This window comes from Pseudomonas sp. GW821-FHT02A08, from assembly GCF_059422045.1.
Genome location: NZ_JBWKWD010000006.1, coordinates 169,818 through 194,972, shown reverse-complemented (window position 1 = coordinate 194,972; position 25,155 = coordinate 169,818). Strand labels below are relative to the sequence as shown.

23 protein-coding genes are annotated in these 25,155 nt (G+C 59.7%); 11 read left to right on the top strand and 12 right to left on the bottom strand.

The genetic code is table 11. The features are described from left to right. Positions 1 to 39: 39 nt before the first annotated feature. Positions 40 to 1,395: a transporter substrate-binding domain-containing protein gene (locus AC07W4_RS07060; RefSeq protein WP_495031952.1), complete on the top strand. Its 1,356-nt coding sequence runs from the start codon at positions 40 to 42 to the stop codon at positions 1,393 to 1,395. 161 nt (positions 1,396 to 1,556) lie between these two features. Continuing rightward, on the top strand, positions 1,557 to 1,844 hold the full coding sequence (locus tag AC07W4_RS07055; RefSeq protein WP_495031951.1) for a DUF3509 domain-containing protein: 288 nt from the start codon (positions 1,557 to 1,559) through the stop codon (positions 1,842 to 1,844). Positions 1,845 to 2,013: 169 nt separating this feature from the next. On the opposite strand, the gene AC07W4_RS07050 is transcribed toward AC07W4_RS07055, so the two are convergent. After that, positions 2,014 to 2,982, bottom strand: coding sequence for a TIGR02285 family protein (locus tag AC07W4_RS07050; RefSeq protein WP_495031950.1), 969 nt, complete (start codon positions 2,980 to 2,982; stop codon positions 2,014 to 2,016). After that, complete coding sequence (locus AC07W4_RS07045; RefSeq protein WP_495031949.1) at positions 2,936 to 4,135, bottom strand: CaiB/BaiF CoA transferase family protein; 1,200 nt, start codon at positions 4,133 to 4,135, stop codon at positions 2,936 to 2,938. The genes AC07W4_RS07050 and AC07W4_RS07045 overlap by 47 nt, the downstream gene beginning before the upstream one ends. Before the next feature lie 148 nt (positions 4,136 to 4,283). Here AC07W4_RS07045 and AC07W4_RS07040 point away from each other — a divergent pair, with 148 nt between their 5' ends. The 3 genes from AC07W4_RS07040 to AC07W4_RS07030 all read left to right on the top strand — a co-directional run bounded on the left by AC07W4_RS07040 (position 4,284) and on the right by AC07W4_RS07030 (position 7,984). Continuing rightward, complete coding sequence (locus AC07W4_RS07040; RefSeq protein WP_007971297.1) at positions 4,284 to 4,826, top strand: YaeQ family protein; 543 nt, start codon at positions 4,284 to 4,286, stop codon at positions 4,824 to 4,826. A 66-nt stretch (positions 4,827 to 4,892) separates the two neighbouring features. Continuing rightward, on the top strand, positions 4,893 to 6,602 hold the full coding sequence (gene recJ, locus AC07W4_RS07035) for a single-stranded-DNA-specific exonuclease RecJ (RefSeq protein WP_495031948.1): 1,710 nt from the start codon (positions 4,893 to 4,895) through the stop codon (positions 6,600 to 6,602). 275 nt (positions 6,603 to 6,877) lie between these two features. Continuing rightward, positions 6,878 to 7,984 (top strand): NADH:flavin oxidoreductase/NADH oxidase, encoded by a 1,107-nt coding sequence (locus AC07W4_RS07030; protein ID WP_008053510.1) that lies wholly within the window; start codon positions 6,878 to 6,880, stop codon positions 7,982 to 7,984. Positions 7,985 to 8,051: 67 nt separating this feature from the next. Here AC07W4_RS07030 and glpD read toward each other — a convergent pair whose 3' ends face one another. The 4 genes from glpD to AC07W4_RS07010 form a co-directional block, all read right to left on the bottom strand. After that, a complete protein-coding gene (gene glpD / locus AC07W4_RS07025; protein ID WP_495031947.1) occupies positions 8,052 to 9,590 on the bottom strand; it encodes a glycerol-3-phosphate dehydrogenase in 1,539 nt (512 codons plus the stop codon). 293 nt (positions 9,591 to 9,883) lie between these two features. Beyond that, complete coding sequence (locus AC07W4_RS07020) at positions 9,884 to 10,639, bottom strand: DeoR/GlpR family transcriptional regulator (protein WP_007971301.1); 756 nt, start codon at positions 10,637 to 10,639, stop codon at positions 9,884 to 9,886. Positions 10,640 to 10,734: 95 nt separating this feature from the next. Further along, a complete protein-coding gene (glpK, locus tag AC07W4_RS07015) occupies positions 10,735 to 12,240 on the bottom strand; it encodes a glycerol kinase GlpK (RefSeq protein WP_008053512.1) in 1,506 nt (501 codons plus the stop codon). 75 nt (positions 12,241 to 12,315) lie between these two features. After that, complete coding sequence (locus AC07W4_RS07010; RefSeq protein WP_495031946.1) at positions 12,316 to 13,167, bottom strand: MIP/aquaporin family protein; 852 nt, start codon at positions 13,165 to 13,167, stop codon at positions 12,316 to 12,318. Between the two features lie 348 nt (positions 13,168 to 13,515). Between AC07W4_RS07010 and ybaK the strand changes: the two genes are divergently transcribed. Together ybaK and AC07W4_RS07000 are read left to right on the top strand one after the other, a co-directional pair. Further along, positions 13,516 to 13,986 (top strand): Cys-tRNA(Pro) deacylase, encoded by a 471-nt coding sequence (ybaK, locus tag AC07W4_RS07005; RefSeq protein WP_007971306.1) that lies wholly within the window; start codon positions 13,516 to 13,518, stop codon positions 13,984 to 13,986. Between the two features lie 101 nt (positions 13,987 to 14,087). Then, positions 14,088 to 14,870 (top strand): PhzF family phenazine biosynthesis protein, encoded by a 783-nt coding sequence (locus tag AC07W4_RS07000; protein WP_495031945.1) that lies wholly within the window; start codon positions 14,088 to 14,090, stop codon positions 14,868 to 14,870. A 117-nt stretch (positions 14,871 to 14,987) separates the two neighbouring features. On the opposite strand, the gene AC07W4_RS06995 is transcribed toward AC07W4_RS07000, so the two are convergent. Next, entirely contained in the window at positions 14,988 to 16,097 is a 1,110-nt protein-coding gene (locus AC07W4_RS06995) for an ABC transporter ATP-binding protein (protein WP_007971311.1), read from the bottom strand. Continuing rightward, complete coding sequence (gene argF, locus AC07W4_RS06990; RefSeq protein WP_495031944.1) at positions 16,094 to 17,014, bottom strand: ornithine carbamoyltransferase; 921 nt, start codon at positions 17,012 to 17,014, stop codon at positions 16,094 to 16,096. The genes AC07W4_RS06995 and argF overlap by 4 nt, the downstream gene beginning before the upstream one ends. Before the next feature lie 578 nt (positions 17,015 to 17,592). On the opposite strand from argF, the gene AC07W4_RS06985 reads away from it, so the two are divergent. Together AC07W4_RS06985 and grxD are read left to right on the top strand one after the other, a co-directional pair. Continuing rightward, the gene (locus AC07W4_RS06985; protein WP_495031943.1) at positions 17,593 to 19,701 is read left to right on the top strand and encodes a molybdopterin oxidoreductase family protein; all 2,109 of its coding nucleotides are present in this window, start codon (positions 17,593 to 17,595) and stop codon (positions 19,699 to 19,701) included. A gap of 97 nt (positions 19,702 to 19,798) precedes the next feature. Then, a complete protein-coding gene (gene grxD / locus AC07W4_RS06980; RefSeq protein ID WP_007971318.1) occupies positions 19,799 to 20,140 on the top strand; it encodes a Grx4 family monothiol glutaredoxin in 342 nt (113 codons plus the stop codon). A gap of 195 nt (positions 20,141 to 20,335) precedes the next feature. On the opposite strand, the gene bfr is transcribed toward grxD, so the two are convergent. Then, positions 20,336 to 20,812, bottom strand: a complete 477-nt coding sequence (gene bfr, locus AC07W4_RS06975; protein ID WP_008053519.1) for a bacterioferritin — start codon at positions 20,810 to 20,812, stop codon at positions 20,336 to 20,338. Positions 20,813 to 21,010: 198 nt separating this feature from the next. After that, positions 21,011 to 21,229, bottom strand: coding sequence for a bacterioferritin-associated ferredoxin (locus AC07W4_RS06970; RefSeq protein WP_008053520.1), 219 nt, complete (start codon positions 21,227 to 21,229; stop codon positions 21,011 to 21,013). A gap of 310 nt (positions 21,230 to 21,539) precedes the next feature. Between AC07W4_RS06970 and AC07W4_RS06965 the strand changes: the two genes are divergently transcribed. Beyond that, on the top strand, positions 21,540 to 22,142 hold the full coding sequence (locus AC07W4_RS06965; protein WP_008053522.1) for a peroxiredoxin: 603 nt from the start codon (positions 21,540 to 21,542) through the stop codon (positions 22,140 to 22,142). A 211-nt stretch (positions 22,143 to 22,353) separates the two neighbouring features. On the opposite strand, the gene rnt is transcribed toward AC07W4_RS06965, so the two are convergent. Next, a complete protein-coding gene (gene rnt, locus AC07W4_RS06960) occupies positions 22,354 to 23,031 on the bottom strand; it encodes a ribonuclease T (protein ID WP_007997489.1) in 678 nt (225 codons plus the stop codon). Then, positions 23,028 to 24,074, bottom strand: a complete 1,047-nt coding sequence (gene pyrC, locus AC07W4_RS06955; RefSeq protein WP_495031942.1) for a dihydroorotase — start codon at positions 24,072 to 24,074, stop codon at positions 23,028 to 23,030. Before pyrC ends, rnt begins: the two co-directional genes overlap by 4 nt. Positions 24,075 to 24,233: 159 nt before the next feature. On the opposite strand from pyrC, the gene AC07W4_RS06950 reads away from it, so the two are divergent. After that, positions 24,234 to 25,139, top strand: coding sequence for a flagellar protein MotY (locus AC07W4_RS06950; RefSeq protein WP_495031941.1), 906 nt, complete (start codon positions 24,234 to 24,236; stop codon positions 25,137 to 25,139). The last annotated feature ends 16 nt before the right edge of the window (positions 25,140 to 25,155 follow it).

Genomic DNA, 25,155 nt, shown 5'->3' with positions numbered 1-25,155 from the left:
CGCGAAAGGACAGGCGAATGGATCACCAAGGACGTGGGAATGCTGTTTACAAGTGTGTTCAAGCCGGTTGCGTGCTGGCTGTTTTTATTCGGCATGCTGGGAATCGCCGAATGGGGAGGGGCGAACCCTGCATCGATTCCGGCCCCCGGGAAGTCTGTCGCGCGTTCAATGGTCGTACTGGATGACCAGGAGTTGCAATGGATGGAGAGCCATCCACGGGTCGTGGTCACGGCACTGGAATACCCGTTGTACCTGTTCAAGGATGAACATGGCCAATGGACGGGCTTGAACAGTGATCTGCTCAAGCGCATCAGTGACATGACGGGGTTGCGGTTCGTTTACCAGGAGTCTTTTTCCACAGATCAGATGCTGGCCCATCTGGAAAGTGGCACCGCGGATTTGAGTACGACCCTGGCGATGAATGACGAACGCAAGGCGTTTCTGGATTTCAGCCATGCGTACGGCGGTGCCGGATGGGTTTTTGTCGGGCGGGCCGGGGCACCTCCGGTGCAGTCGCTGGAGGATATGGCGAAGCGGGTACTGGTGCTGCCGACCCGGCATGCACTGGAAGCGATGGTCCGTCGCAATTATCCGTCCATCGAATTGCGCTCGGTTAAAACCTACGCCGAAGCCCGTGCCTGGGTGGAAAGCGGCGAAGCCTACGCCACCATCGAAAGCGAAATCGGCGCCCAGCTTATTCCGTCGGGCCGGCTGCAGATCGGCGCCGTGGTGCCGGGCAAATGGGACGCGGATTATCTGGCGGTGCGCAAAGGCCAGCCGCAGCTGCTGAGTATCCTCAACAAGGCGCTAGAGGCGTTTCCTGAACAGGAGTTGCGCGACCTTCGCCTGAAGTGGTTCGGCGGCGCTACCGTGCCACAGGCGCCTGGCCTCTGGCAGCGGATCGACCAGTGGGTTTGCTGGGGCGTGTTGGTGGTCAGCCTGTTCGGCCTGTTGTCCCTGCTCTGGAATCGGCGATTGGCGGTGGTGGTCAGGCAGCGGGGCGAGGCCCAAAGCAGTCTGCGCGATCAGCTCGCCTTCCAGCATGCCCTGATGGATGCCATGCCTGACCCGATGTTTGTCCGTGATCTGCAAGGGCGCTTGATCATGTGCAACAAAAGTTACGAGGACGCCTTGTCGATGCGTTTTGACCGGATGCAGGGGCGGCAGTTGATCGAGGTCGACGCCATGCCCAGGCACACCGCGGAACTGCTGCATGCCGAGTACATGGCGCAATTGAGTACGCGCAGGACGCGCTTTTTCGAGCGTCAATTGATGTTCAAGGACAGTGTCAGGGATATCTACCAGTGGACAGTGCCGTTTTATACGGCCGATGGCCAGCTACGAGGATTATTGGGGGGCTGGGCTGACATCGCCCGGCGCACCCGACAGACGTGATGGTGGCGTTTTTTCTCTGTCATGTTCGCCGTGCATGCTCACTTGACTGGGTTGCAGGTTCGCCTGCGGTCAGTATCCAGAACTTTCTTCTCGGGCCAGCGGTCATTTGTTGTAGGCATGCCCCAGGCACGTTGTTTTCGGACTATTGAGTGGTGATCGGGATGGAAAGTATCAGTCTGTTGCTCGGTGAGGCGCTGAGCCCGTATCAGGTTACGTTGACCCCCTCGAGCATTCGTGGCGAGTGCCGGGTGACCCTGAAGAATGCTATCGGCGTGACCGTGGTCGAGCGCGAGTTCAATCAGGCCCAGTTGAATGACAAACGCCTGCTGACGGATGTGGTCGACGGTTTGCATCGCGACGTGCTGATCGCTGAAGGACGCCTTGAGCCTTGTGTCATAGCGGCATTGCGTAATGCGGCGCAGGACAGGCTGCTGGCCAGCCGCAATTGAACGGATTTTTGTGGGAACCTTCCCGCGCCCAGGTCAGTCAGACTTTGTAACAGCAGGATCAGGCATTGTGCTCCGGTGCTTGTAGCTTGCTGCTACTGGTCTCCAGGCAGACCACGTTTAACCCCGAGTCGTCTCCCCACTTCTCGGGGTTTCTTTTGCCCGGGATTTGTCAGGGTTGCGCCAGATTGTCGAAAAACGCCTTGGTGTCTTTCAGGTAATCGCTGCGGCTTTGGGGATCCAGCCAGGCGGCGTAGGCCTCGTCAAGGCGTTCGCGGGGAAGGGTGCGTAGCACCTGGTTGATCTCGGCAATGGCCTGCCGGCCCTTGGGCGTGTCGGTGCAGCCGATGTAACCGGACAGGTATTTGCCTGTGCCACGGATCGGATAGAACTGCAACTCATCCTCGGCAATGCCTTGCAGCGAGGCCTGGTAGCGAATTTCCGGGCGATAACCCAGCAGCAGGCGCAAGCGTCCCAGGCGCTGCATCTGCAGCAGGCTGCCCAAGGCATCATTGCCGTAATGAGCGGTCAGCACGTCGGCTGGCGCTTGCTTGAGCAGTCCGTCGAGGTATTCGCCATAATTGCGCTCGGCAATGATCCCCAGTTTTTCGCTGCCGCTGGCGAGCAGCGCTGCCAGGTCCACTTCGCCGTCCTTGATAAAGGGCGCCAGCACTTTCTGGTCGACGCGCCGCACGGCCAGGCCATTGCTCATCGCACGAAAGACTGGAATGGAAAAGGCGATCCACTGTTCCCGTTCCTTGCTCCAGTTCAGCGCCGCGTCGCAGACAAGGGACGGCTCGTGGAGCATTTGCAATCCACGGGCGCGATTGACCCTCATCACGCTGTGCTGGTATTGCGGCATGCCGGCAATCAGCAGTGGAAGCAGTTGATCGATAACGCCCTGGCCCTTTTTCGGCCCGTCGAAGATCGTCAGCGGCGGCAGGTCGCGTTTGAGCCAGATCAGGGTTTCCCTGGTTTGCGCCAGGGCTGAGGGGGCCGGTTCAAGGAGCAGGAGTGAAATCGCCAGCACGCACAGCAGCCACCCACCGCGTGGCGGGCCGTGTCCAATGGGCCATGCAGGCAGGCCTCTCAGTTCAGATGGCTCCGTCTTTGCGCAACTGTGCGATCTGCGTCGCGTCATAGCCAAGTTCCTGGAGTACCTGCGCGTTGTGCTCACCCAGTTGTGGCCCGACCCATTCACATTCCCCGGGTGTCTCTGAGAGTTTCGGCACAATGCCCGGCATCTTGAAGTCTTTGCCGTCCGGCAGCTTGGCTTGCAGGAACATTTCCCGCGCCAGGTACTGTGGGTCATTGAACATGTCTTCGGCGCTGAAGATCCGGCTGACCGGCACCTCTGCCTGATTGAGCTGCGCCAGCACCTTGTCCAGTGGCAACGAATTGACCCAGCGATCGATGACGCCATAAATCTCGTCGCGTCGGGCATCGCGGCCATCGTTGCTGGCAAGCAGGGGGTCGTTGGCCAGGTCTTCCCGGCCAATGATCAGCATGAAGCGTTTGAAAATCGCGTCGCCATTGGCGCCGATCTGCACGTGCTTGCCATCGGCGCTGGTGTGGATCGAGGACGGGGTGATGCCCGGCATGATATTGCCCGTGCGTTCGCGGATGAAGCCGAACACGTCGAACTCCGGGACCATGCTTTCCATCATCGCGAAGATGGCTTCATACAGCGCCACGTCCACCACTTGCCCCTGGCCGCCGTTGACTTCGCGATGACGCAGGGCCATCAACGCGCCAATTACGCCCCAGAGGGCGGCAATCGAGTCGCCGATGGAAATGCCGGTGCGCACCGGTGGCCGGTCTTCGAAGCCGGTGATGTAGCGCAGGCCTCCCATGGATTCACCGACCGCGCCAAAGCCGGGCTGGTCTTTCATCGGGCCGGTCTGGCCGAAACCCGACAGCCGCACCATGACCAGTTTCGGGTTCAGGGCGTGCAGGACGTCCCAGCCCAGGCCGAGTTTTTCCAGGACGCCGGGGCGAAAGTTTTCGATCAGGATGTCTGCCTCACCCAGCAGCTGTTTCAGGATCGCCTGACCGTCGGGGTGCTTGAGGTTGAGGGTCAGGGATTTTTTGTTGCGGGCCTGGACGAACCACCACAACGAAGTGCCTTCATACAATTTGCGCCATTTGCGCAATGGATCACCGCCGTCCGGAGATTCTATCTTGATCACGTCGGCGCCAAATTCTGCGCAAATGCGCGAGGCAAACGGGCCGGCAATCAAGGTGCCCAATTCGATGACTTTCAGACCGGAAAGCGGTTTGGCGGTGAACGGCATGCTGGATCCTGTAGGGGCAAAGGTTGGGCGGATACAGGGTTTTAACATAGCCGACTGTCAGACGCTCCAGCTTGATTGTGTTCAATTCGTGGATTGCCCGTCGCATCGGTTAGACTTGCCGCCTTTCCTCGTATCAAGAAGCCCGTTCATGGCCCAGCCGTCCACGACCTACAAGTTTGAACTGAACCTCACCGACCTCGACCGCAGCGTCTATGAGAGCGTGAAGCAGACCATTGCCCGTCACCCTTCGGAAACCGAAGAGCGCATGACCGTGCGCCTGCTGGCTTACGCTCTCTGGTACAACGAGCAGCTGTCTTTTGGTCGTGGTCTGTCGGAAGTGGATGAACCTGCCTTGTGGGAAAAAAGCCTGGATGACCGCGTCCTGCACTGGATCGAAGTCGGCCAGCCGGACGCCGAGCGCCTGACCTGGTGCTCGCGCCGCACTGAGCGCACCAGCCTGCTGGCCTACGGCAGCCTGCGCGTGTGGGAAGGCAAAGTGGTGCCGGCGGTGAAGAACCTGAAGAACGTCAACATCGCTGCCGTGCCTCAGGAAGTCCTGGAGACCCTGGCCAAGGACATGCCTCGCGTCATCAAGTGGGACGTGATGATCAGCGAAGGGACGATCTTCGTCACCGACGACCGTGGTCAGCACGAAGTCCAGTTGCAGTGGCTGGCCGGTGAGCGCGGCTGATTTTTTGCCGCTGCCCCGCGTCACCCGGTTTTATCCTACGTATTGAAGAGAAGCATCTTTCACCCCATGCGCATCGAACCTCGCCTGCTGCCCGACACCCTGCCATTCCTCGGTGATATTCCACCGCTGTTGACCCGCCTGTATGCGGCTCGTGGCGTGCAGTCCGAGGCGGAACTGGACAAGAGCCTGGCGCGGTTGATTCCGTTCCAGCAACTCAAGGGCATCGATGCCGCCGTGGATCTGCTGGTGACTGCGCTCGAACAGCGCCAGCGCATCCTGATCGTCGGCGACTTCGATGCCGACGGCGCGACGGCCAGCACTGTCGGCACGCTGGGCCTGCGTTTGCTGGGGGCGGCACATGTCGATTACCTGGTGCCCAACCGATTCGACTACGGCTACGGCCTGACACCGGAAATCGTCGCGGTGGCGCTCGAGCGTCAGCCGCATTTGCTGATCACCGTCGACAACGGCATCTCCAGCGTCGAAGGCGTGGCAGCGGCGAAAAAGGCCGGGCTCAAGGTGCTCGTCACCGACCACCACTTGCCCGGTGACGAGCTGCCTTTGGCCGATGCCATCGTCAATCCGAACCAGCCCGGTTGCGAGTTTCCGAGCAAGGCGTTGGCCGGTGTCGGGGTGATTTTTTATGTGCTGATGGCCCTGCGTGCGCGGTTGCGCGAGCTGGGTTGGTACACAAGCAAGCCTCAGCCGAATATCGGCGAACTGCTCGATCTGGTGGCTCTGGGCAGCGTGGCCGACGTGGTGCCGCTGGATGCCAACAACCGGATTCTGGTGCATCAGGGCCTGGAACGGATTCGCGCCGGGCGTGCCCGGCCGGGGATCAAGGCGATCCTCGAAGTGGCCAAGCGCGATCATGCGCGCATCACCTCCACCGATCTGGGCTTCATTGTCGGCCCGCGCCTGAACGCTGCAGGGCGTCTGGATGACATGAGCCTGGGCATCGAATGCCTGCTGACCGAAGACGCAGGTCTGGCCCGTGAGATGGCTGTTCAACTGGACGGCATGAACCAGGATCGCAAATCCATCGAGCAGGGCATGCAGCGCGAAGCACTGGCGCAGCTCAAGGATCTGCCAGTGGAGTCGATGCCATTCGGCTTGTGCCTGTTCGATCCCGAGTGGCATCAGGGCGTCATCGGTATCCTCGCGTCACGGATGAAAGAGCGCTATTTCCGCCCGACCATTGCCTTTGCCGATGCCGGGGTTGGCCTGCTCAAGGGCTCGGGGCGTTCGGTCCAGGGCTTTCACATCCGCGATGCCTTGAGTGTGGTGGCGGCGCAGCATCCGAATCTGATCACCAAGTACGGTGGCCACGCGATGGCGGCCGGCCTGACGCTGCCGGAAGCGAATTTTCCCTTGTTCGCCGAAGCCTTTGACGCTGAAGTGCGCCGGCAACTGCGCGAAGAAGACTTGACTGGCCGCCTGTTGTCGGACGGTACCCTGGCGGTGGAGGAGTTCCATCTGGAACTGGCCCGTGCCCTGCGGCATGCCGGTCCTTGGGGGCAGCACTTCCCGGAACCCTTGTTTCACGGGGTGTTCCAGCTGGTCGAGCAGCGCGTCGTTGGCGAGCGGCACCTTAAAGTCGTGCTCAAAAGTGAATGTGGTTCGGTGAAACTCGATGGCATTGCCTTCGGGATCGACCGCGACATCTGGTCGAATCCGACCATCAAGTGGGTGGAACTGGCCTACAAGCTTGACCTCAACGAGTTTCGCGGCAACGAGACGGTTCAACTGATGATTGCCCACATCGAACCGCGTTGACCCCCTGTAGGAGCGAGCTTGCTCGCGATGGACGTGAACGATGGCGCTGGGGACCTGATACCCCGCGGTGTCCTGTCGTCCATCGCGAGCGAGCTCGCTCCTGCAAGGGGCAACATCCCCCGATGTCGACTAGGCTCTAAACACTGCTTGATTTTGGCCTTGTGACGTCTTGTCGAATTTTTTGCCCGCGGGGGCGGGTGTTGTACCTTTTTCCTGTCACTCGTCGACTATTCAAACAGAACCTGGAGCCTGCCCACTGATTCGAGAGGTGCCCCATGAGTCTGCTGCTTGAACCCTTTACCCTTCGCCAATTGACCCTGCCCAACCGCATCGCGGTATCGCCGATGTGCCAGTACTCCAGTGCCGATGGCCTGGCCAATGACTGGCACCTGGTCCACCTCGGCAGCCGCGCCGTCGGCGGGGCCGGGCTGGTGTTTACCGAAGCCACGGCGGTCACCGCCGATGGGCGTATCACGGCCGAGGACCTCGGTCTGTGGAATGACGGACAGATTGAACCCCTACAACGCATCACCCGCTTCATCACCGCCCAGGGCGCCGTTGCCGGCATTCAGCTGGCCCATGCCGGGCGCAAGGCCAGTACCTATCGGCCATGGCTTGGCAAACACGGCAGCGTCAAACCCGACGAGGGCGGCTGGGTGCCGGTCGGACCTTCACCGATTGCATTCGATCCCCAACACACCCAACCCAGGCAACTCGATGACGGCGAGATCGCCAAGGTCATCCAGGCCTTTGTCGATGCGGCAAAGCGCTCGCTGACGGCCGGTTTCAAGGTGGTCGAAGTGCATGCCGCCCATGGCTATCTGCTGCATCAGTTCCTGTCGCCGTTGAGTAATCAGCGTCGCGATCAATATGGCGGTTCGTTCGAAAATCGCATTCGGCTGGTGCTGCAGGTCACCGAAGCGGTACGTGCGGTGTGGCCTGAGGAGTTGCCGGTGTTTGTCAGGGTGTCGGCCACCGACTGGGTAGAAGACGGCTGGAACCCCGATGAAACCGTGGAGCTGGCGCGCCGCCTCAAAGCCCTGGGAGTCGACCTGATCGATGTCTCGTCGGGCGGGACGGCGGTGAATGCGGAGATTCCCACAGGGCCGGGTTACCAGACCCGCTTCGCCGAGCGGGTGCGTAAGGAGTCGGGCATGGCCACCGGCACAGTCGGCATGATCACCGAGCCGGCCCAGGCCGAGCACATCCTGCGCACCTGTCAGGCGGACATCATCTTCCTCGCTCGTGAGTTGTTGCGCGATCCGTATTGGGCGCTGCACGCCGACGACGACCTGGGCGGGCACAAGGCCGTGTGGCCGGCGCAGTATCAGCGGGCGACCCACCGTGAGCAGCCCATTCATGAATCGGATTTGCGCGACTGAAATTCATCGATACGAAAAAGCCCCTGAATCGTGAGATCCAGGGGCTTTTGTTTATACCGGTGACCGATCAGGCGGCTTCGATCTTGCTGCGGTTCTGTTCGACCTTGTTCAGGTAATCCTTGAGTTTTTCCTGCTCGGTCACCGTGGTGAACAAGCCGAGCTTGCTGCGACGCCAGAGGATGTCGTGGGCGCTGGTGGCCCATTCTTCGCTGCACAGATAGTCGACTTCGCGGGTGTAGAGACCGCCACCGATGTGCTCGCCCATATCGCTGAGGTCTTGCACGCCTTCGAGCATGCGCCAGGTGCGGCTGCCGTAGGTGGTAGCCCAGCGGCGAGCGATCTCGCTCGGTACCCAGTCGAATTTGTCGCGAATGCGCGAGCTCAAGGCTTGCGGGGTGGTCATGTCTTCACCGCCCGGCAGCGTGGCGCTGGCGGTCCAGCTCGGCTGGATGTGCTTGAAGTAGGGTGCCAGTTGCGCCAGCGCCGACTCGGCCAGTTTGCGATAGGTGGTGAGCTTGCCGCCGAACACCGACAGCAACGGAGCCTCTTCGCCAGTGCCAGACAGCGCCAGGGTGTAATCGCGGGTCACGGCCGACGGGTTGTCGGATTCGTCGTTGCACAGCGGGCGCACACCGGAATAGCTGTGCAGGATGTCGTCACGGCCGATTTGCTTTTTGAAATGGGCGTTGACCACGTTCAACAGGTAATCGGTTTCGCCATCGGTAATTGCCACTTTCGCCGGATCGCCGGTGTACTCGCGGTCGGTGGTGCCGATCAGGGTGAAATGATTCAGGTACGGAATGGTGAACACGATGCGCTGATCTTCGTTTTGCAGGATGTGCGCGTGTTCGCCTTCGTACAGTTTCGGCACGATCAGGTGGCTGCCCTGGATCAGGCGGATGCCGTATGGCGACTCCATCTTCAAGTCATCGCGAATGAACCTGGCGACCCATGGCCCGGCCGCATTGACCAATGCCTTGGCGCGGATCGAAAACAGGCTGCCATCGGCGCGTTCCAGGTGCAGGTGCCACAAGCCCTTGGCGCGGCGTGCGCTGACGCAGCGGGTCTGGGTGTGAACGTGGGCGCCTTTTTCCCGGGCGGCCATGGCGTTCAACACCACCAGGCGTGCGTCGTCGACCCAGCAATCGGAGTATTCGAAGCCCTTGGTGATTTCGCTTTTGAGCGCGCTGTCGTGGCCGAACTTCAGGCTTTTCGAACCTTGCAATTGCTCGCGCTTGCCCAGGTTGTCATAGAGGAACAGGCCGGCGCGAATCATCCACGCCGGGCGCAGGTGCGGGCGGTGCGGCAACACGAAACGCATTTGCTTGACGATGTGCGGAGCCTTGGCCAACAGCACTTCGCGTTCGGCCAGGGCTTCACGCACCAAGCGGAATTCGTAATGTTCGAGGTAGCGCAGGCCACCGTGAATCAGCTTGCTGCTGGCCGACGAGGTATGGCTGGCCAGGTCGTCCTTTTCACAAAGGAACACCGAGAGACCACGGCCGGCGGCGTCCGCTGCGATCCCCACGCCATTGATCCCTCCACCGATGACGGCGATATCGTAAACCTCGGCGAGAGGGGGCGTAGGCAAGGTGGAAGTGGGCATCGGCACGGCCTCGGAATTCTTTGATGTTCTGTATTTGAATTCGAACATTAATGTTCATTTGCGAAAATACTAGCCCATAAAGACGCCCGCAGCCAGTCAGCTACGATTGAAAATACTCATCGAAGGGCCGTTAAAGGAAAATTTACGAACATTTTGATGCGCGTTATGGCGCAAGAGGGATGCTGTATGTGCGATCGTCTTCGCGGGCAAGCCCGCTCCCACAAGGATCACACGGGCCTGTGGGAGCGGGCTTGCCCGCGATAGCGCCAGTGTAGGCACTGGAGATGGTGGGGTTAAACGACTTCCAGCCGAACCTTGTGCTGATTCAACAGCTGCGCCAGCGCTGGAGAAGGCTGCTGGTCAGTGACCAGGCAATCGACGAGGCTGATCGGACCCAGGCGAATCATGGCGTTGCGCCCGAACTTGCTGGAGTCGGCCGCGAGTATCACTTGCCGGGCATTGGCGATGATCGCCTGGGATACCCGCACTTCCTGATAGTCGAAGTCCAGCAGGCTGCCGTCTTCATCGATGCCGCTGATGCCGACCAGGGCGAAGTCGACCTTGAACTGATTGATAAAATCGACACTGGCCTGGCCCACCACGCCACCATCGCGCCGCACATTGCCGCCGGTCAGCAGGACATCGAAATCGTCCTTGGCGCTGAGCATGGAGGCGACGTGCAGGTTGTTGGTGATGATTTTCAGGTGACTGTGGTTGAGCAATGCCCGGGCAATGGATTCGGTGGTCGTACCGATATTGATGAACAATGAAGCATGGTCGGGAATCTGCGCGGCAATGGCTTCGCCGATACGCTGTTTCTCATCGCGCATCTGATCGGCGCGCATGGCGTAGGCGGTGTTTTCAACGCTGGAGTCGTAAGCTGCGCCGCCGTGGTAGCGACGCAACAAATTGGCTTCCGCAAGCTGATTGATGTCGCGGCGAATGGTCTGCGGGGTAACTACGAACAGAGTGGCCATTTCCTCGATGCTGACATAGCCGCGTTCGCGGACCAGTTCGAGGATTTGCTGCTGACGGGGAGGCAGATTCATGGGGCGTCCTTTGGGCTGCCGTGCAAAATTTGCCCATGATGCCGCAGGAATCCGCTCCCTACCAGTTACATACAGATACGGGGACTGGAGTTCGCTTATTCAGCCTCGTCTTCAACTGCCCAATCGCGGGTGCGGCTGACCGCTTTTTTCCACCCTGCGTAGAGTTTTTCCTTCGCCGTTTCATCCAGAGTCGGCTCGAACTGGCGTTCGATCACGGCCTTGCCGCGCAACTCTTCCAGGCTGCCCCAGAAGCCACAGGCCAGGCCTGCCAGGTAAGCCGCACCCAGTGCCGTGGTTTCGCGCATTTGCGGGCGCTCGACCTGTGTGCCGAGGATGTCGGCCTGGAACTGCATGAGGAAATTGTTGGCCACCGCGCCGCCGTCCACGCGCAGGGCCTTGAGGCGTTCGCCGGAGTCCTGCTGCATGGCGTCGAGCACGTCGCGGGTCTGGTAGGCAATCGACTCCAGCGCGGCACGAATGATGTGATCTACGCGTACACCGCGGGTCAGGCCAAACAGTGCGCCACGGGCGTACGGGTCCCAGTAGGGCGCGCCAAGACCGGTGAAGGCCGGCACCAGGTACACGCCGTTGCTGTCCTTGACCTTGTTGGCGAAGTATTCGGTGTCGTGGGCGTCGTTGATGATTTTCAGTTCGTCACGCAGCCACTGCACGGTAGAGCCGCCGTTGAATACTGCGCCCTCCAGCGCGTAGGCCACTTCGCCACGTGGGCCGCAAGCGATGGTGGTGAGCATGCCGTGTCGGGATTTCACGGCTTTGTCGCCGGTGTTCATCAACAGGAAGCAGCCAGTGCCGTAGGTGTTTTTCGCCTGGCCTGGCTCGACGCACATCTGGCCGAACAGGGCAGCTTGCTGGTCGCCAGCGATGCCGCCGATGGCGATGCCGCTTTTGGTGCGGCCATAAATTTCCGAGGACGATTTAACTTCCGGCAGCATTTCGCGCGGAATATCCAGCACCTCCAGCATCTTCGCGTCCCACTCCAGGGTGTGGATGTTGAAGAGCATGGTGCGCGAAGCGTTGGTGTAGTCGGTGACATGCACCTTGCCGCCGGTAAATTTCCAGATCAGCCAGCTGTCGACGGTGCCGAACAACAGTTCACCGTTGCGTGCGCGCTCGCGGCTGCCTTCGACGTTATCGAGGATCCACTTGAGCTTGGTGCCGGAGAAATACGGGTCGGTGACCAGGCCGGTGGTGTCGCTGATGTATTGCTCGTGGCCATCGCGCTTGAGTTGCTGGCAGATCTCGGTGCTGCGTCGGCACTGCCAGACGATCGCGTTGTAGATCGGCCGGCCGGTGTTCTTGTCCCACACCACGGTGGTTTCGCGCTGGTTGGTGATGCCGATGGCCGCCACCTGGTCGTGGTGCAGGCCGGCTTGCGCCAGGGCCTCGACCATCACGGCGCTCTGGGTGGCGAAGATTTCCATCGGATCGTGTTCGACCCAGCCGGCTTGCGGGTAATGCTGCGCGAACTCCCGTTGGGCGGTGCAGACCACGTTCGCGTCGCGGTCGAAAATGATCGCGCGGGAGCTGGTCGTACCCTGATCGAGGGCAATGATGTAGTTCTTATTCTGTGTGTCGGTCATGTCGATTGCCTTGGACGAAATAAGGGAGTGAGGTTTGGCGCGCGATCAAAGGGCAGGGGGCGCGCGCCAACGGTATCAAGAAGTTCTGGGTTTGCCGTCAATGGCAGCTGTTGCATCCTTTGTAGCAGGTACGGCGCTGGGCAGATGGCGGGCAATCAACCCACGATAGGCTGCAGCACCGAGGCAGGCACCGACAATCGGTGCAAAAACAGGAATCAGGAAATACGGGATATTGCGCCCGCCAGTGAAGGAAATTTCACCCCAGCCAGCGAAGAAAGTCATCAGTTTAGGGCCGAAGTCCCGCGCAGGGTTCATGGCAAAACCGGTCAGCGGCCCCATCGAACTGCCGATCACCGCAATCAGCAGGCCGATCAGCAGCGGTGCCAACGGGCCTTTTGGCAGGCCATTATTGTCATCGGTCAGGGACATGATCACGCCCATCAGGATGGCCGTGATGATCACCTCGACCAGAAATGCCTGGGCGGTGGTCAGCACAGGATTCGGGAAGGTGGAGAACACGGAGGCCAACTCAAGGCTGGCTTGAGTGCCGCGAACCATATGGTGTGATTGTTCGAATTCGAAGAATAGATTGCTGTAGAGGGTGTAGACCAATAGCGCTCCACAGAAGGCACCCGCCACTTGGGCGAGTATGTAGAAAGGCAATTTGCGCTTATCGAAGTCCGCGAAAATGCTCAGGGCAATGCTGACGGCAGGGTTCAGATGAGCCCCGGAAACCCCGGCGGTAAGGTAGATCGCCATGCTGACGCCGACGCCCCAGATAATGCTGATTTCCCACAAGCCAAAACTGGCACCCGCGACCTTGAGCGCGGCAACGCAACCTGTACCAAAAAAGATCAGCAGCGCCGTACCCAGAAACTCGGCCATGCATTGGCTCGAGAGCGACGGTTGTTGTAAAGCAGTTGTCATTGAAACCTCATTTTTTTTGTTGTCTGGCGCTTTTTTCCATCATGGTCGGAGCGCGTTTTTCGCCGAGGCAGGATCCCCATCCTGGTCGCGGTTTACTGCTGGGTGCAACGGTAGGACGTTTCGTACAGTTTCAGAAACGAAAAAATATAGACAAGAAACGCTGCTGTCAAAGGTCGAAAGTGAACCGCCGGTCATAAAGAAACTATTCGCTGTATGAATGAGCGAGTCAGTGGGGAATGGGGTGGTCAGGCAATGGCGTCACGGATGCGCCGCCGTAGAGCCTTTTAACGATCAATGTCCTAGAATCGGGCGCAGTATTTTTCTTCTGTCGCCCAGTCTGGAGCTGTCATGACCCCCGCATTGGATTTGTTGAAAAAGGTTCGGGCCGAACATCGCGTACACAGTTACGAACATGACCCCAAGGCCGCTTCCTACGGGCTGGAAGCGGCGGAAAAACTCGGGCTCGATCCGGCGCAGGTGTTCAAGACCTTGCTGGCGGCCAGCGAGAAGGGCGAGTTGCTGGTGGCCGTAGTGCCGGTTGTCGGCAGTCTGGACTTGAAAGGGCTGGCCCACGCCGCGGGCGTGAAAAAGGTCGAAATGGCCGACCCGGCGGCAGCGCAGCGCTCTACTGGCTATCTGTTGGGCGGGATCAGTCCGCTGGGGCAGAAAAAGCGTTTGCGTACCTTCATTGATAATTCGGCCCAGCCCTTCGCCAGCATTTTTGTCAGTGCGGGCCGACGTGGACTGGAAGTCGAACTGGCACCGGCGGTGCTGGCCGAACACACCCAGGCGAAGTTTGCCGATATCGGCCGCGCTTGAAGACCAAGTGCAGCACTGTATGGTGAAAATCAGCCTGCTCTGTCACTGGTGCCGGCTGGGCCAGCGCGGCATGCTCGGCGGTCTGACAAAGGGAGAAGGTTATGCAGCTTGAGTTTCATCAGGTCGACGCGTTCAGCAATCAGCCATTCAGTGGCAATCCGGCGATGGTCTATCGGCTCGATACATGGCTCGCCGATGAGTTGATGCAAAAGATTGCCGCCGAACACAATCTTGCCGAAACAGCGTTTGTGGTGCGTGAAGGGCAGGGCTGGCACATCCGTTGGTTTACGCCGACCACCGAGGTGCCATTGTGCGGTCACGCGACGCTGGCCAGCGCCCATGTGTTGTTTGAGGTCTATAAAGAGCCGGTCGAGCGACTGGACTTTATCTGCAAATCCGGCCCGTTGAGCGTGACCCGTGAAGGTGGACGATTGTGGCTGGATTTCCCGTCGATCACTGCGGCGCCGGTGAGCGTGATCTCGGACATCGAGCGTGCACTGGGTGTGAAGGCTGTCGAGGTACTGGCTTCGAATGAGCTGTTCGTGGTGCTGGAGTCGGAGCAAGCCGTGCTCGACTGCAAGCCGGACATGGTGGCCCTGGCAAAACTGCCGTGGTTGGGCGCTATCGTGACGGCGCGGGGCGAGCAGCACGATTTTGTTTCCCGTTACTTCGCCCCGGCAATCGGCATCAATGAGGACCCGGTGACCGGATCGACCCATTGCCTTCTGATTCCGTATTGGTCGAAGCGTTTGGGCAAGTCGAGCCTGACGGCCTATCAGCGTTCGACGCGGGGCGGGGAGTTGTTCTGCCGGCTGGAAGGCGAGCGGGTGATGATCGGCGGGGATGCAACGCTCGTAGCAAGCGGAACGCTTTTGCTGGGTTAGCTCCAATCCAATTGTGGGAGCGGGCTTGCTCGCGAAGGCGGTGAATCAGTCGACATCAGCTTTGACTGGCACACCGCCTTCGCGAGCAAGCCCGCTCCCACAATTGTTTCGTGTGTATCAGTTGGCTGTGCTGTAGCGCCGGACGCCCGATTCAACAGCAGGAATCTGCGCCGCCGTGCTGCCGGACGCCTGGAACAGCACCAGGTGTTCAGCCGCGACACGAATACCCACATCCGCCCCGACCTGACGGTCGACATGGCTCGGGAAGATCGATTCCAGCTGTGCGCCTGTCGGCAGTTGCAAGCGATACAGGGTCGATGCACCCAGGAACGTCTTGCCGGCAATTCGTGCCTTCAGTGCGCTGTCCGGCGCATAGACGATATCGTCCGGGCGCAGCAGCACGTCCACGGCGCCGCCTACCGGCCAGGTGTAGGCCCGATTGCCGCGCAACTCACCCAGCTCGGTTTGCACCGATTCGGGGCTGCTCAACTGACCGCGAATGAAATAGCCCTGACCGATGAAACTCGCCACGAAGGGTGTCAGGGGTTCGTGATACAGGTTGTAGGGCGTATCCCACTGCTCCAGACGACCTTCCTTGAACACGCCAACGTGGTCGCTGACCGCGAAGGCCTCCTCCTGATCGTGAGTCACCAGAATCGCACTGGTGCCACGGGCCTTGAGGATGTCGCGTACTTCATGGCTGAGCTTGCGGCGCAATTCGCCATCGAGGTTGGAGAACGGTTCATCGAGCAACAGCAGTTGCGGTTCCGGCGCCAAGGCGCGGGCCAGGGCGACACGTTGCTGCTGGCCACCTGAAAGCTCGTGGGGGAAGCGCTTGCCGAGGTTCTTCAGGTTGACCAGTTCCAGCAACTCTTCGGTCACGCGATCCTTTTGCGGATGCTTGCGAATGCCGAAGGCGATGTTGTCGGCCACGCTCAAATGCGGAAACAGTGCGTAGTCCTGGAACACCATGCCAATGCGACGTTTCTCCGGGGCAAGGGTGAAACCGGCGCTGGAGATCGTCTCGCCAGCCAACTGGATTTCACCTTCATGCACCGGCTCGAAACCGGCAATCGCCCGCAGCGTTGTGGTCTTGCCGCAACCCGAGGAGCCCAGCAGGCAACCGATGTCGCCTGCGTTGAGGTGCAGGTTGAGGTTCTGCACCACGCGCTGGTCTTGATAGCCGCAGGCGAGGTTGCGCAGGTTAAGCAGTAATGGCTGGCTCATGCGTGGTGGTACGAAGGCGGAACGAGGAATTCGAGCAAGGCCTTTTGCGCATGCAGACGATTTTCGGCTTGATCCCAGGCCACGGAGCGCGGGTCGTCGAGCAGGTCGACGCTGATTTCTTCGCCACGGTGCGCCGGCAGGCAGTGCATGAACAGCACGTCTTCAGCGGCCAGGTCGAGCAGGGCGCGGTTGACCTGGTACGGTGCGAACAGTTGCAGACGCTTGGCGGTTTCCTCTTCCTGGCCCATGGAGGTCCAGACGTCGGTGCTCACCAGATGCGCACCACGCACGGCCTCCTTCGGGTCGCGAACGATAGTGACCCGATCGCCGGCCTTGGCCAGGAACACCGGGTTGGGCTCGTAGCCTTCCGGGCAGGCAACGCGCAACTGGAAGTCGAACTGGATCGCCGCTTCTATATAGCTGTTGCACATGTTGTTGCCGTCGCCGATCCAGGCCACGATCTTGCCCTGGATGGAGCCGCGGTGTTCGAGGAAGGTCTGCATGTCGGCAAGCAACTGGCACGGGTGCAGGTCATCGGACAGGCCGTTGATCAGCGGGACGCGCGAATTGGCGGCGAATTCGGTCAGGGTGCTGTGGGAAAACGTGCGGATCATCACCGCATCGAGCATGCTCGACATGACAATGGCGGCGTCGCCGATCGGCTCGCCACGGCCCAGTTGGGTGTCACGGGGCGACAGGAAGATCGCCTGGCCACCGAGCTGGATCATGCCGGCCTCGAAGGAGATCCGGGTACGGGTCGAGGATTTCTCGAAAATCATCCCGAGCACGCGGTTTTTCAGAGGCTCGAACAGTACGCCGCGGTTACGCAGGTCCTTGAGCTCAACGCCTCGACGGATCACGCTGACCAGCTCTTCGGGCGTGCAATCCATCAGGGAGAGAAAGTGCCTTGCGCTCATCATTGACTACCTTTTGCTACAAACCGCAGATGCTCAAAGCCTTGTTTAACGGAACAACGGGCGAGACCTGCGGCGTAAGCCGCACGGGGGCGACGAAATAGGGGGAGGCGCGATCTTATAATTAAATGTCGCGTCTTACCAATAGGGCTACAGTTTTTAGGGAGTTTCAGAGGTGCTACGGGTTCACCGAGGTAGCGCTTTTGAAGCCTGTTTCCTGATAGCAGCGGTTCATTTGTACACCGGCCCCTCGGGACTTGGCAATCAGGCGGGGCGGCAATGGTGCGCTGACAGTCGGTTTCTGACCTGTCATTCATCGGCGCCGGGCTCGACGAACACTGGCGCCTGATCGGCGAACTGACCGGTGTGCATGGCCCCCCACGGGCCGATTGAAGCCCTGCAGCAAATCCAGTTGCAGGCGCCCCGCCCAGGCTGCCTTCGAACTGAACCCGGGCAGCCATCGGCTGGCCTGATACCCCTCGATTCACAAGACGAACGTCGCTGGCATGGCGACGGCTCTGGCGCCATAGTTTTGTTTCCGCGGCCAACGCTGCCCGCCCAAAACAAGACAGAGACTGGCCATGACCAAGACTCTCCATCACCGTGCGTGCCATTTGTGCGAAGCCATCTGTGGCCTGACCATCGAAACCACCGAGGTCGAAGGCGGTAGCGTCCAGATCACATCGATCAAGGGCGACTCTGAGGACACGTTCAGCCGTGGGCACATCTGTCCCAAGGCCGTGGCCCTGCAAGACATTCAGAACGATCCGGATCGCCTGCATCAGCCGATGCAGCGGGTGGGCAATGAGTGGCAGCCCATCGAGTGGGAAGCGGCATTCAATCTGGTCGCCGAACGCCTCGCCGCCATTCAGGAGCATCACGGGCAAAACGCCGTGGCGGTCTATCAGGGCAACCCGAGCGTGCACAATTACGGGCTGATGACCCACAGCAATTACTTCCTCGGCCTGTTGAAAACCCGCAATCGGTTTTCCGCCACCTCGGTCGATCAATTGCCCCATCACCTGACCAGTCATTTGATGTACGGCCACGGTCTGTTGCTGCCAATTCCGGACATCGATCACACCGATTTCATGTTGATCCTGGGCGGCAACCCGCTGGCGTCGAACGGCAGCATCATGACCGTGCCGGATGTGGAAAAACGTTTGAAGGCGATACAGGCCCGGGGTGGCAAGGTGGTGGTGGTCGATCCGCGTCGTAGTGAGACGGCGGCGATTGCCGACCAACATCTGTTCGTGCGCCCGGGCGGTGATGCCGCGCTGTTGTTCGGCATGCTCAATACCCTGTTCGCTGAAGGTCTGACACGTGACAGCCATCTGCCGGTGGACGGCCTGGAGGATGTACACAAGGCCGTTGCGCCGTTCACTGCCGAGGCCATGAGTCCGTTGTGCGCCGTGCCGGCCGAACAGATCCGCCAGTTGGCGCGGGACTTCGCCGCGGCACCGAGTGCGGTCTGTTATGGCCGCATGGGCGTTTCGACCCAGGTCTTCGGTACGCTGTGCCACTGGGTGGTGCAGTTGATCAATCTGGTCACCGGCAATCTCGATCGCGTGGGTGGTGCCTTGTGCACCGAGCCAGCAGTGGACCTGGTGGCGACGACTTCGGGCGGGCATTTCAATCTGTGGCAGAGCCGGGTTTCCGGGCGCCCGGAGTACGCAGGAGAACTACCTGTCTCGGCGCTGGCCGAGGAGATGCTCACCGAAGGGGAAGGTCAAGTCCGGGCGCTGATCACCGTGGCGGGCAATCCGGTGCTGTCCACACCCAATGGCCGACAACTCGAACAGGCGCTGGACGGGTTGGAGTTCATGGTCAGCATCGACCTGTACATCAATGAAACCACGCGTTACGCCGACCTGATCCTGCCGTCTACATCGGCGCTGGAAAACGACCATTACGACACCACCTTCAATCTGTTTGCGGTGCGCAACGTCAGCCGCTTCAACCGCGCCATCCTCGCCAAACCCAAAGGTGCATTGCACGACTGGGAGATCTTCGTCGGCCTGGCCAAGGCATTTGCCGCCAGGACCGGTAAAGAACTGAAGCCCACCATCGCCCCTGCGCAAATGATCGATCGCGGCCTGCGCATGGGGATGTACGGCGACAATTCAGAGCACAAGCTGTCGCTGGCGACTTTGTTCGATTATCCCCATGGCGTCGATCTGGGCGCGCTCAAGCCTAACCTGACGCCCCGCCTGAAGACTGCCAATCAACGCATCCAGGCCGCGCCGGCCGCGATTCTCGCTGACCTGGCGCGCTTCGCAGCCTTGCAGGCGCCGGCCGCCGACGAGTTGTTGATGATTGGCCGACGGCATGTGCGCAGCAATAACTCATGGATGCATAACTATCATCGGTTGGTGAAAGGCAAGCCGCGTCACCAGTTGCTGATGCATCCGGACGATCTGGCCAGCCGCGGGCTCAGCGATGGGCAGCGCGTCCGGGTCAGTTCGCGGGTGGGGGTGATTGAAGTCGAAGTGCTTGGCAGCCTGGACATGATGAAAGGCGTGGTCAGCCTGCCGCACGGCTGGGGTCACGCGCGGCCGGGCGTGCAAATGACGATTGCCAGCAGCCAGCCGGGTTCAAGCGCCAACGACCTGACCGACGACTGCCAGCTTGACGAGTTGTCGGGAAATGCTGCACTCAATGGTGTGCCGGTGACCGTGGCGGCGGCTTGAATCAGTCTGACGGAGAGACCGAGCAGGGCGCTCGGCTTTCCGTTACAATGCGCCACCGTGCCGACCCATGAGTCGGAAAGTTCAGCCGAGGTGCTCCATGGATATCATCGAAACGATTAAAGAGCAGATTGCCAACAACACCATTCTGCTTTACATGAAAGGCTCGCCGAATGCCCCGCAGTGCGGCTTCTCCGCGAAAGCCGCGCAGGCCGTGATGGCGTGTGGCGAAAAGTTTGCGTACGTGGACATCCTGCAGAACCCGGAAATCCGCGCCAACCTGCCAAAATACGCCAACTGGCCAACCTTCCCGCAACTGTGGGTTGCCGGTGAGCTGGTCGGCGGTAGCGACATCATGACTGAAATGGCTGCTGACGGTTCGCTGCAGAGCCTGATCAAGGACGCCGCCGCCAAGGCTGCTGCTCCAAAGACCGAAGCCTGATTCGCCGTGTGTGGGAGCGGGCTTGCTCGCGAAGAACGATAACGCGGTTTTCAGATAAATCGTGTCGCCTGCTTCGCGAGCAAGCCCGCTCCCACATCAGGATTTCAGGGTAAACCTGAATTCCGGGTAACAAAAAGCCCCGCCACTCGTAAGAGGGCGGGGCTTTTTATTGCATCGAGATTAATGGCGTAGAACTTACTCGTCTTCGCCCATCTGCGATTGCAGGTAGTTCTCAAGACCCACTTTATCGATCAGGCCCAATTGGGTTTCCAGCCAGTCGATATGTTCTTCTTCGGACTCGAGGATATCTTCAAGCAGTTCACGGCTACCGAAATCGCCAACTGTTTCGCAATGTGCGATGGCTACTTTCAAATCGGCATGGCCGGTTTTCTCGATACGCAGATCGCACTCCAGCATTTCCTTGGTGTGCTCGCCGATGTGCAGCTTGCCCAGGTCCTGGACGTTCGGCAGGCCTTCAAGGAACAGGATGCGCTTGATCAGCTTGTCCGCGTGCTTCATCTCGTCGATGGATTCGTGGTACTCGTGCTTGCCTAGCTTGTTCAGGCCCCAATCTTCGTACATGCGTGCATGCAGGAAATATTGATTGATCGCGACCAGCTCATTGGCAAGGATCTTGTTGAGATGCTGGATGACTGTAACGTCGCCTTTCATGATGGGGTCCTGCCCTGTATTAGCTGTCAATACAACAGAGTTTGAGCCGCGTATTAACTAGTGTCAAACCTAAGTTATTGAAACTTAAGTGAAAATTAATCGGAATAAGAATGTTTGTGTTCCGCGTCTAGAGCATAACTAGTTGATTTTGAGACATAAAAAAACCGGACATATGTCCGGTTCTTTGGAATTCGATATTCAAGCGGCTGTAAATTCTGCTGGAAAAGGAATTGCAGCCTGGGCCGTTTGCAGTTTGGTCAGGGTCTCACGGACCACTTCCTTGGCGAGGCAGGCACATTTGCCGCATTGACTGGCGACGCCGGTAGCCACACGGACTTCCTTGTAGCTGCAGCATCCTTCATAGATCGCATCGCGGATTTGACCGTCGGTGACGCCAGTGCAGAGGCAAACATACATAAGGAAGACCGTCGCTGATTGTGACTCAATTGCGATGGATCTTAATGTTAACGAGAATGATTGTCAAAGTGGTTTCAGAGTACTTTTCGTCATAAGCGGGGATGGCTGACGAACGGTCTATATGGCAAACCGGTGATACAAAACCGTCGGGGATTTCATCGTACCGGGAAAAAACAGCTAAGCCAGCTCAAACACGCGGTGTATGATGGCCGGTCTTTTGCGACCGGGGTTCGTGTCACAGGGCTGTCGCCTCAGGGTGGCAGGCTGATGCGAACCCTGTTTCTCACGCTATTACACCAGGAGATATCCAATGAGCGTACTCGTAGGCAAACAAGCCCCTGACTTCACCGTACCGGCCGTACTCGGCAATGGCGAGATCGTTGACAGCTTCACCCTGTCTTCGGCGATCAAAGGCAAATACGGCCTGGTGTTCTTCTACCCGCTGGACTTCACCTTCGTTTGCCCGTCCGAGCTGATCGCTCTGGACAACCGCATGTCCGAGTTCAAGGCACGTAACGTTGAAGTGGTCGCTGTGTCGATCGACTCGCACTTCACCCACAACGCCTGGCGCAACACCCCGGTCAACAACGGCGGCATCGGCGAAGTTCGCTACACCATGGCTGCCGACATCAAGCAGGACATCATGAAGGCCTACGACGTTCAGTCCGCTGACGGCGTTGCGTTCCGTGGCGCGTTCCTGATCGACGACAAAGGCGTTGTCCGTTCGCAGATCATCAACGACCTGCCGCTGGGCCGTAACATGGAAGAGCTGCTGCGTCTGGTCGACGCTCTGCAATTCCACGAAGAGCACGGCGAAGTCTGCCCTGCCAACTGGAAAAAAGGCGACAAAGGCATGAACGCTTCGCCAGAAGGCGTTGCGGCTTACCTGACCGAGCACGCTGCCGCTCTGTAAGGCGCACGCTCCAGCTATAAAAAGCAGGTACAAAAAAACCGGCCATCGAGGCCGGTTTTTTTATGGGCGGGAATAAATCTGCGACTGAAATCCCTGTAGGAGCGAGCTTGCTCGCGATGGACTCAAGAACACCGCGGGGAACCAGAACGCCCGCGTTATCGTTAACGACCATCGCGAGCAAGCTCGCTCCCACATTGATTCGTGAGTGCCATCAATCGTTGAAGTCTTCCCAGCCACCCATTTGTTTCCAGCGATTGACGATGCCGCAGAACAGCTCTGCCGTCTTCTCGGTGTCATAGCGAGCCGAGTGAGCCTCGCGACCGTCGAAGTCGATGTCCGCTGCCTGGCAAGCCTTGGCCAGTACGGTCTGACCGTAAGCGAGGCCGGCGAGCGTCGCGGTATCGAAACTGGAGAACGGATGGAACGGATTGCGCTTCATGTCCAGCCGCGCAACCGCCGCATTGAGGAAGCCCAGGTCGAAGCTGCTGTTATGCCCGACCAGGATCGCCCGTTTGCAGCCATTGGCCTTGAGGGCCTTGCGTACGCCGCGGAAGATATCGTTCAGGGCAGACTCTTCGCTCACGGCCATGCGCAGTGGGTGATCGAGCTTGATCCCCGTGAACTCAAGGGCCGCCGCTTCGATGTTCGCGCCTTCGAACGGCTCGACACGGAAGAAGTAGGTGTGATCCGGGTAAACAAAACCCTTTTCATCCATGGCGATGGTGGTCGCGGCGATCTCCAGCAGAGCGTCGGTGGCCGAGTTGAAGCCACCGGTCTCTACGTCGACGACAACCGGCAGGTAACCACGGAACCTGGCCGCCATTGGATGACGCGGGCCGCCTCCGCCGCCATTGCCTTCCAGTTCGTCGTCGAAATGGTCTTCACTCACGCGTGTTCCTCCAGCAGGCGCCAGCGCAGTTTTTCACCGGCGCGCAGCGGGATAACGGTCAGCTCGCCAAATGGCAGGCTGGTCGGGGCGGTCCATTCTTCTCGGACCAGGGTGATGCGATCGGTGTTGGCCGGCAGACCATAGAACCGCGGGCCGTTGACGCTGGCGAAGGCTTCGAGCTTGTCCAGCGCATTACGCTGTTCGAAGGCTTCGGCGTACATCTCGATGGCCGCATAGGCGGTGTAGCAACCGGCGCAACCGCAGGCCGCTTCCTTGGCGTGCTGGGCATGGGGAGCCGAGTCGGTACCAAGGAAGAACTTCTCGCTGCCGCTGGTGGCGGCGTCGAGCAGGGCTTCCTGGTGGGTATTGCGCTTGAGGATCGGCAGGCAATAGAAGTGCGGCCGAATCCCGCCCACCAGCATGTGGTTGCGGTTGTACAGCAGGTGGTGCGCGGTGATGGTCGCGCCCACGTTGGCCGAAGCCGAGTTGACGAACTGCACGGCGTCCGCGGTGGTGATGTGTTCGAAGACCACTTTGAGGGTCGGGAAACGCTCGACCACACGACGCATGTGCTCGTCGATGAAGATTTTTTCGCGGTCGAACACGTCGACATCGCCTCGGGTGACTTCACCGTGGATCAACAACGGCATCCCGACTTCGGCCATGGCCTCGAGTGCAGGGAAGATCTTGTCGATGCTGGTGACGCCAGAATCCGAGTTGGTGGTCGCGCCGGCCGGGTACAGCTTGGCGGCGTGAATGAATCCGCTGGCCTTGGCCTCGCGAATTTCTTCAGGCTGGGTGCGGTCGGTCAGGTACAGGACCATCAGTGGCTCGAACAGGCTGCCGGCCGGGCGGGCAGCGAGAATCCGCTGGCGATAGCCGTCGGCTTCGGCCGCGGTGCGCACCGGAGGAACCAGGTTGGGCATGATGATGGCGCGACCAAAGGTGCGCGCGACATCCGCGACGGTATTGGTCAACACGGCACCATCGCGAAGATGAATATGCCAGTCGTCGGGACGCAGCAGGGTCAGGCGGTCGGACATGAGGGGATTCCAGGCGGGTCAAACTCAAGGGAATGCTACCGGAAAAGACTCTTGCAGGCACTCGCTATCAAGTTTTGCAGGAAGCTCCCGATATCCAACAGGTATGCAGTAAACATGTGTGTGTCGGTCTTTTTGTTGTAGAAGCCAGTGGAGCCTCCCGTGCGCCAGCGTTATTTAGCCTTGCTCAGTGTGTTTGCCAGCCTTCCGGCGATGGCGCTCACTTTCCAGACCCGTCTGGAGAACATTGAGTGGACGGTAGAAGGCGACAAGTTCGAATGCCGCCTGACTCAGCCGATCACCGATTTCGGTTCGGGCGAGTTCGTGCGTCGTGCCGGCGAGCAGGCGACGTTTCGTCTGAAAGCCTACAACCCGATGATGGGCGGTGGCTCGGCGACGCTGCTGGCCGCTGCGGCGCCGTGGCAACCGGGCCGTGACGATATCAACCTGGGCACGGTGAGAATCGGCAGTGGCAACGTATTGTTCAATAGCTCGCAGGTTCAGGCCGGGCGTCTGATCAGTGGCCTGATGGACGGTCGCGGCCCGGTCGTTCGACATTCCTCGGGGGATGGGCGGGTGTCGGAAGTACGCTTGTTGCCGGTCAGGTTCGCCAAAGCGTTTGCCGACTATCAGGGGTGTGTAGCGAAACTGTTGCCACAGAATTTCGAACAGGTGAAGCAATCCGAAATCGGTTTCCCCGGCGGCGGAATCGAACTCGACAGCGCCGCAAAAGCCAAACTGCAGGTGATGCTGGAGTACATGAAGGCCGATCCGACGGTCAATCACATCGAACTCGACGGTCACTCCGACAACAGCGGCAACCGCCTGACCAACCGCGACCTGTCGCGGCGCCGAGCCTTGGCAGTGATGGAGTTCTTCAAGGCCAATGGCATCCAGGAGTCGCAAATCACCCTGCGTTTCCATGGCGAGCGTTATCCGGTGGCGCCTAACACCAACAACACCAACCGCGCGAAGAACCGTCGAGTGGCGGTACGCCTGGAGCGCGGAGCACCCGCGGAACAAGTCGCCCCGCAAGCGACAAAGGCGGCCGTTTCGGCAACTTCCTGACTATTTGGTCATCGTC

What these genes read in the sequence shown, in the direction of transcription:
- AC07W4_RS06965 (WP_008053522.1), top strand. Translation starts at nt 21,540, where the DNA reads ATGAGCGTACTCGTAGGCAAACAAGCCCCTGACTTCACCGTACCGGCC.
- AC07W4_RS07050 (WP_495031950.1), bottom strand. Translation starts at nt 2,982, where the DNA reads ATGACGCGACGCAGATCGCACAGTTGCGCAAAGACGGAGCCATCTGAA.
- AC07W4_RS06970 (WP_008053520.1), bottom strand. Translation starts at nt 21,229, where the DNA reads ATGTATGTTTGCCTCTGCACTGGCGTCACCGACGGTCAAATCCGCGAT.
- AC07W4_RS07055 (WP_495031951.1), top strand. Translation starts at nt 1,557, where the DNA reads ATGGAAAGTATCAGTCTGTTGCTCGGTGAGGCGCTGAGCCCGTATCAG.
- pyrC (WP_495031942.1), bottom strand. Translation starts at nt 24,074, where the DNA reads ATGTCCGACCGCCTGACCCTGCTGCGTCCCGACGACTGGCATATTCAT.
- AC07W4_RS07060 (WP_495031952.1), top strand. Translation starts at nt 40, where the DNA reads ATGCTGTTTACAAGTGTGTTCAAGCCGGTTGCGTGCTGGCTGTTTTTA.
- AC07W4_RS07000 (WP_495031945.1), top strand. Translation starts at nt 14,088, where the DNA reads ATGCAGCTTGAGTTTCATCAGGTCGACGCGTTCAGCAATCAGCCATTC.
- grxD (WP_007971318.1), top strand. Translation starts at nt 19,799, where the DNA reads ATGGATATCATCGAAACGATTAAAGAGCAGATTGCCAACAACACCATT.
- AC07W4_RS07020 (WP_007971301.1), bottom strand. Translation starts at nt 10,639, where the DNA reads ATGAATCTGCCTCCCCGTCAGCAGCAAATCCTCGAACTGGTCCGCGAA.
- AC07W4_RS07045 (WP_495031949.1), bottom strand. Translation starts at nt 4,135, where the DNA reads ATGCCGTTCACCGCCAAACCGCTTTCCGGTCTGAAAGTCATCGAATTG.
- glpD (WP_495031947.1), bottom strand. Translation starts at nt 9,590, where the DNA reads ATGCCCACTTCCACCTTGCCTACGCCCCCTCTCGCCGAGGTTTACGAT.
- bfr (WP_008053519.1), bottom strand. Translation starts at nt 20,812, where the DNA reads ATGAAAGGCGACGTTACAGTCATCCAGCATCTCAACAAGATCCTTGCC.
- AC07W4_RS07030 (WP_008053510.1), top strand. Translation starts at nt 6,878, where the DNA reads ATGAGTCTGCTGCTTGAACCCTTTACCCTTCGCCAATTGACCCTGCCC.
- AC07W4_RS06995 (WP_007971311.1), bottom strand. Translation starts at nt 16,097, where the DNA reads ATGAGCCAGCCATTACTGCTTAACCTGCGCAACCTCGCCTGCGGCTAT.
- AC07W4_RS07010 (WP_495031946.1), bottom strand. Translation starts at nt 13,167, where the DNA reads ATGACAACTGCTTTACAACAACCGTCGCTCTCGAGCCAATGCATGGCC.
- AC07W4_RS07040 (WP_007971297.1), top strand. Translation starts at nt 4,284, where the DNA reads ATGGCCCAGCCGTCCACGACCTACAAGTTTGAACTGAACCTCACCGAC.
- glpK (WP_008053512.1), bottom strand. Translation starts at nt 12,240, where the DNA reads ATGACCGACACACAGAATAAGAACTACATCATTGCCCTCGATCAGGGT.
- AC07W4_RS06985 (WP_495031943.1), top strand. Translation starts at nt 17,593, where the DNA reads ATGACCAAGACTCTCCATCACCGTGCGTGCCATTTGTGCGAAGCCATC.
- argF (WP_495031944.1), bottom strand. Translation starts at nt 17,014, where the DNA reads ATGAGCGCAAGGCACTTTCTCTCCCTGATGGATTGCACGCCCGAAGAG.
- recJ (WP_495031948.1), top strand. Translation starts at nt 4,893, where the DNA reads ATGCGCATCGAACCTCGCCTGCTGCCCGACACCCTGCCATTCCTCGGT.
- ybaK (WP_007971306.1), top strand. Translation starts at nt 13,516, where the DNA reads ATGACCCCCGCATTGGATTTGTTGAAAAAGGTTCGGGCCGAACATCGC.